4 protein-coding genes are annotated in these 6,640 nt (G+C 33.7%); 3 read left to right on the forward strand and 1 reads right to left on the reverse strand.

Going from position 1 to position 6,640, the window contains the following annotated elements; all coding sequences use genetic code 11:
- On the reverse strand, positions 1-1,422 hold a 1,422-nt coding region (locus tag AABI08_RS08280; RefSeq protein WP_338344711.1), incomplete at its 3' end, for a lectin-like domain-containing protein.
- Positions 1,423-2,540: 1,118 nt separating this feature from the next.
- Here AABI08_RS08280 and AABI08_RS08285 point away from each other — a divergent pair.
- From AABI08_RS08285 to AABI08_RS08295, 3 genes are all read left to right on the forward strand, one after another.
- A complete protein-coding gene (locus AABI08_RS08285) occupies positions 2,541-3,035 on the forward strand; it encodes a helix-turn-helix domain-containing protein (protein WP_338344713.1) in 495 nt (164 codons plus the stop codon).
- Positions 3,036-5,071: 2,036 nt separating this feature from the next.
- Positions 5,072-5,905, forward strand: a complete 834-nt coding sequence (locus AABI08_RS08290; protein WP_338344714.1) for a ParA family protein — start codon at positions 5,072-5,074, stop codon at positions 5,903-5,905.
- Between the two features lie 2 nt (positions 5,906-5,907).
- On the forward strand, positions 5,908-6,285 hold the full coding sequence (locus AABI08_RS08295) for a DUF5388 domain-containing protein (RefSeq protein ID WP_338344715.1): 378 nt from the start codon (positions 5,908-5,910) through the stop codon (positions 6,283-6,285).
- Positions 6,286-6,640: the final 355 nt, after the last annotated feature.

Below are 6,640 nucleotides of genomic sequence, written 5' to 3' on the forward strand. Positions count from 1 at the left end.
ATTGCTGTTTCCAGTGTTGTTATCACCACTGTTGTTTAATCCGGTGTTGCTGTTTCCAGTGTTGTTGTCACCACTGTTGTTTGATCCAGCGTTGCTGTTTCCAGTGTTGTTGTCACCACTGTTGTTTGATCCAGCGTTGCTGTTTCCAGTGTTGTTGTCACCATGGTTGTTGTTTCCATGGTTATCATTTCCACTGTTGTTTGATCCGGCATTGCTGTTTCCAGTGTTGTTATCACCACTGTTGTTTGATCCAGCGTTGCTGTTTCCAGTGTTGTTATCACCACTGTTGTTTGATCCAGCGTTGCTGTTTCCAGTGTTGTTATCACCACTGTTGTTTAATCCGGTGTTGCTGTTTCCAGTGTTGTTGTCACCACTGTTGTTTGATCCAGCGTTGCTGTTTCCAGTGTTGTTATCACCACTGTTGTTTGATCCGGTGTTGCTGTTTCCGGTGTTGTTATCACCACTGTTGTTTGATCCAGCGTTGCTGTTTCCAGTGTTGTTATCACCACTGTTGTTTGATCCAGCATTGCTGTTTCCAGTGTTGTTATCACCAGTGTTATTAGTTCCGTTATTATCGATACCGTTATTGCCGTTACTGTCCGTAGCTATGGTATATTGAAAACTATTAAATTTAAACTGATTGGCACCATAACTCTCTCCGGTAGATCCTACTAAGAACATGGTAAGCGAGTTATTCTTAATATATTTAGAAACGTTTACTGACAATTTTTGCCCTTGGGCATTCATGGATAAAATTTTAGTATTTCCGTCATAAGTAACTTCTAAATCTGACCAATTAGGAGAAATGCCTGTTATGTTTGTATAATTTTTATTATCTGAGTGTACTTGCCCATAAGAATCCGTGTAAATAAAATCCATATTAGGTTTTGAAGAAGCATCTGCCAGAGCAGAACCATTTGGAGTTGAATTATTATAAGTATCTAATTTAATACCAAATGCATTAGATAAATTTCCGATTCCAAAAGAATTACCCTGGTCACCTAATTGACCTATGCCGGCATCAGCAAATCCAAACGCAACACCATCGCCCCCTCCTAAATATATCTGGCCAGAAAAAACAAAGCTTTGGCTCATGTCTATTTTTGTCTTCAGTGAAACTGAGCCAACTTGACTTTTAGCACTAGGAGTTAACTGATAAATGTTATTTTTATTTAAAAATGTTGCATCTCCATAATATGAAAAATAATGATTAAACTGACTAGGATCTACTGTTCTATATCCTACTTCTGCAGCTGAAGCGACTACTTGAGTATCTGGAAATCCTATACTTTGGCTACTGACAACAATCGGAGCTAGTCCAACCAAAAAAAAGGTACTGGCAAAAATCCACATCTTTCCACTTTTATACATTTTAAAGTTTTTAGTAACTTTATTAGCTCTAGAAATTATATTTCTTTTCATAACATATAGCCTCCTAAATATAGCTTTTATAACATATACTTCGTTTTCAATTATAAATTTTACTATAAGGTCCGTATTGTTTCTATATAATATTTTTTATTATCTTGTTAAGTAATTATATACGGCGAATTATCGATGAATTTACAACTGAAGGGCAACAATCTTGATAAATAAAAAAGCCCCTTCATTCAACTTTCTCGTAAAATAGAATTTTTCTAGAAAAATCACATGAAAAGAGTTTTTCAATGAATAAGTATAGACCTCCTACAACATTTGAACGTAATCGTATAGATATTTTACATAATAAAGGCTTTTCAATTGGAAAAGTACAAGTTTAAAAAGATAGAAAAAATGGCTTGATTAGAATTTATTCAAAGAATATGGCTCCAAATATTTTATACACGTAATTCGTCCTTAATTCTTGATGTAGGATCCTAAACATGATACATCTGAAATTAATTTGTATACAAAATAATTTGTTTCTGCTGTATACTTTGGTGAAATCCATGTTCAGGAGTGAGATAACTTTTACTTATTTTATAACACCAATATCATTAGCTTTAACTTATCGAGAAACTAAAAAATTAACAGCTAGTATTGTTCAACATGTATTGATGAATACTATAGCATCAATTCCTTTTTTATAATGATTATTCAAAATTAGGAAGAGAACACCTTATGAACTGTAAATATTTCGGATTTTCATTTTATTATCATAATGTGGGACCTCTTGGCTATCCTGAAACATCAAAAAAAGATCCAATTCACTGTCCTAATTGTGGTAAATTAGTGGCTCAAAAGAAAACTGGCGGTTGGTAGGAAACTACTCCGTCTTAAAAAAATCTTCATCCAGATAGCTAAAATAAAATTTACTTAACATAATGTACGTTGTCCGAATAACCGTACAGCCTATGTATGCCTTACGTACAGAAAATGAGGTTAATTTTGTCGGTTTCACCTGTTGTACGTAACGCTTCCGTACAACGTACGTATGCTGTACGGAAGTACGTATTTATTGATAAAAAGTTTAAACATTTTGGTGTTTTCAGCGGGGTAAGAAGCACTTGCTTTTATTATTTAATGTTTCACTGCATAATAAATTTTAGAGGATGAGATTTATGAAATTTGGGGAACATTTAAAGCGAGTACGCCAACAAAAAAAGATGTCACAGCAAACATTAGCTAATTTATTGTTTGTGACTAGGCAGACCGTTTCCCATTGGGAGAATGGAAAAAATTATCCTGATTTTAATTTATTAATTCGTCTAGCTGATATTTTGGATTTATCACTCGATGAGTTGTTAAGAGAGGATGAAGAAATGAAAGATAGTTTTACGAAAAAAGATGTTCAAAGCTTTTTTAAACCCATTTATCGTTGGTTATTATTAGTTGATTTATGTTTTGCAATCGTTTTAATTTTTGAGGCATCAAATGTCATTCGATTGACGATTTGGGGATTCTTTCCAGTGGTGGTGGGAAGTCTTACCTTAAGCCATGTTCTTTCTCAATTAAAGCGATTAGATCATCAATATCAATTTGATATGTATTACGCTTGGCAAAAGCGTATTGAAAAAATAGTTAATTTGGTTCATAAAAAATTTTTTAGAGGCTAGGTGGATGAAAAGACATTTAGGAAAATGGGATAAATTATAAAAGTAATAACAAAATAAATAACGGCTGATAAAAGATCTTTTGCAAGGGTATTATTTATGAAAAAGGAAATGCACAATAACAAAGAAAATCATCGCCAAATCAAATGCAGAACGACCTGCCGATTCATAAATTTGTCCAAAATATCTCTTCTCCTAGGGGGCTTGTTGCCTGTAGTCTAGACTACTTTTCACCTTTTTGAAAATAGATGATATAATAAAATCAGGTTAAAAAGAATGCAGGTGCAAACCTCTATTCTTAAGCCCCGCCGGCTAGCGGGGCTTTTTTTATTGCTTTCGTTTTAAAAAGAAGTTAACTAAAAAGCCCCGACTGGCTAGTGTCGAGGCACATGTGACTAGTCCTTATGGATCTGCCACTTTCGCAACTTAGTTAATGCTAAATCAATTAATACAGCGATTAATACTGGTCGTAGCACGATCAAAGACAGTTGCAATAGGTTAAAAAGAATGTCCAAGGTGCGAACCTCCTTTCCCGATGTCTAACTACAACACCATAGCTAATATTTTACAGGAAGACCGTTCAAAAGACTCTCGATAAAATCATCTACATGAAATGGCCTAGCTGAAAACCATCCAACTAACACTTTTTCCTACTGAAAAAACAAAAAGTTTTACCTCTAATTCAATAACAAGATAATCAACAAAAAAGAATATAAAATGAACTTTGTGAAAAAAACATATCCGGGGATTGGGGCAACGCCCCAAAGTTTACCCCCTTTTCTGTTAGCAGATGAAAGGGTAATTTAAGACATGTGACTAGTCACATGCTAAACTTGCAAAAAGGATAGCCTTTAATTTTAAACAACACTTGTTGCATTATTTTAAACCTTTTTCAATCACTTATTTTTAATGACAAACACTAACTAATTTTGATTATTTCACAAGCAAAATACTAAGAAATTAAAAAGCAAGTTCATCAAATAACACTAAATATCAAAAAAAGAAATTAATAAAACAGTCAAAATACGAAATTAATTTTGACTTTCAAACTCAACCCTGCCAAGGGCAGCAAGTTGTTGTGAGCAGAGAGAGCCCTTAAGTAAAATCTCAAAATTGAGAATACTTATGGGCTTTTCCAAGGTATAGCTAAGAGCCATCGCTTTGGTCAAGTCGCTAACACCGTTTAAAGAGCATTCTGCCCACTCTCCCGTCTTTTTCGGGTTATGCTTAGCCAGACTTCCACTCTGAGCTTAAAACGCCTCTCAGAGCCTCCTAGGTGCTAATCTAGGAGCCACTACTTTGCCAATCACTTGCTGGGCGAGCTAACCCATGTCCAATTATTCATTGCCCAGTTGAACGCTACTTCAACCTTTGGACGTGGTTTGGTCGCTATTTGCAAGCCACCTGACGGGTACACGCCTGTCCCGTTTCAATCTTATAGGGTAACGGCCCAAAGGAAAGCAAAAGCCGTCACAGCAACTAAAAAAGATGACTGCATAAATTACTTGCAGTCATCCAAAATAATCTTTTTGGTTGAAATTTTGTCTCCAGATAGTATAATTGTAACTATTCGAGGAACAGTATCTTATGTTCTGTCCCTTTAAAAACAAATGCAAGTAGCTGCTTCCTCAGTTACTGTGCAGGCCACTAAACCTCTTGCCGGAGATTTAGTGGCCTTTTTATTTTAATGTAAATAAATTTTTACAAAAGAATTTTATCAACAAACAAATCATTTATATGCTTCAAAAATCAATTGGAAACTCTATATCGTTGATATTAAATCTTCATCTAACCGTTGTCAAATGCCATTTTTCATATGTAGTAATTTTTTATTAACTATATGTAGTGCAATAGTTAAATAGTATAGTAGTTTAATAGTATAATAGTAATATAGCTAATTTTATGAACAAGGTTGTGACTCAAAAAGGACAAAACAACACTATTTTTTGTGGTAAAATAGTAATGTAGTTAAATAGTAATATAGTCAAATAGCAATGTAGTAATATAGTATGTTTTAAAAAATATTGGGAGGAATACTTATGGTTACAAAAATGTTGTTCGGAAACTTTAAAGGTGGCGTTGGAAAAACAACAAATTCAGTTATGGTTGCGTATGAATTAGCAAAAAAGGGATACAAAACTCTTGTATGTGATTTAGACCCACAAGCAAATTCAACGCAATTATTACGCCGAACATATGGATTACAAAATGGGATAGAATTACCAATTAAAAATACCATGATGGTTGCTCTTCAAGATGACACAATAAAAGAATCGTTAGTAAAAATAATGCCTAATTTATATTTATTGCCGTCACACAAAGACTTTGTTAGCTACCCAGATTTTCTTGAACTAAAATTTTTGCCTACTGAGACAAATTATAAAAAGAAAAGAATTAGTTTTTTTCAAAACAAATTATCCACAATCGAAGCTGCTTTTGATTTTATTATTTTTGATGTCCCTCCAACATTGTCCATTTATACTGATACTGCGCTATATTCATCTAACTATGTCATCATAGTTTTACAAACACAGCAACGTTCTTTAGATGGAGCAGAAGCTTTTTGGGAATATCTACAAACCTTCTACAACATGTACAAGGACGTTGATTTTGATATTGCCGGTATTTTACCAGTTCTACTAAAGAACAATGTTGGACTAGATAATCAAATTATAGATGACGCCAAAATTATATTTGGCGAAGATAAACTATTTAATGTCATCATAAAACATATGGAACGTTTAAAGCGATATGACCGTCAAGGCATTTCTGAAAAACAAATGACTGCGCAAAACGATTTTCATGACATAAAAGTCCATAATATATACTCTGCACTAACAGATGAAATCATAGAAAGGACACAGAACTTTTAATTATGCCAAAATTAGAATTTAACAGAGATCCCAAAAGAAAAAAATCATTTAAAACAGTGGAAGAAACGCAAATATCAGAACCACAAAAAACTTTTTCTACTAAAGAAATCAATAGCACGTTATATAAGACCTACAATACAACCCCCAATCCTAAATTAGGGAGACCAAGAAAAAATAAAACATACAGTACTGTTCGTATACAGCGACATACTGTAAATAGAATTAACGCATTACAAAACACTCTCAATTTTGATACTCAAGATGATTTAATAATTAATATGTTAGATCGGTTAGAAATTATGCTTGATTCCGAACAGAAAACAATGTTTGATATGTACCTAAAAACATACAGTGCCAAAGAAAAAAGGCGAGAATCATAAATCGGTCTAGATTGTGAAAAAAGGGAAAGTCCCTCCTTTGTGAATGCCAAAAAAAGACTTGTGGAGTAAAATTCACAAGTCCTTTTTCACAATACACTTTAAAACCTCTTATAACGCCTACTTTAGTTAATAGGAGTTATGTCAACTAGAATTGGTATACTTTGCATTGGCCTCCCAATATTTTAACATTCGTCTCTTACTGAAAACTTAGTAACGTTTCTACACAGCAATCGTTTATACACTCTGCTCGTATGCTAATAAAGTGGACAGATTTTATGCACGCATCCACTGTATAATCACTCAAGGAAGAAAAGAATTTTAGCATATAATAAAACGCCCCGATACTCAAAGGAAT

The sequence above is a fragment of the Fructobacillus evanidus genome, assembly GCF_963580165.1.
GTDB lineage: Bacteria > Bacillota > Bacilli > Lactobacillales > Lactobacillaceae > Fructobacillus > Fructobacillus evanidus.

What these genes read in the sequence shown, in the direction of transcription:
- AABI08_RS08285 (WP_338344713.1), top strand. Translation starts at nt 2,541, where the DNA reads ATGAAATTTGGGGAACATTTAAAGCGAGTACGCCAACAAAAAAAGATG.
- AABI08_RS08290 (WP_338344714.1), top strand. Translation starts at nt 5,072, where the DNA reads ATGGTTACAAAAATGTTGTTCGGAAACTTTAAAGGTGGCGTTGGAAAA.
- AABI08_RS08295 (WP_338344715.1), top strand. Translation starts at nt 5,908, where the DNA reads ATGCCAAAATTAGAATTTAACAGAGATCCCAAAAGAAAAAAATCATTT.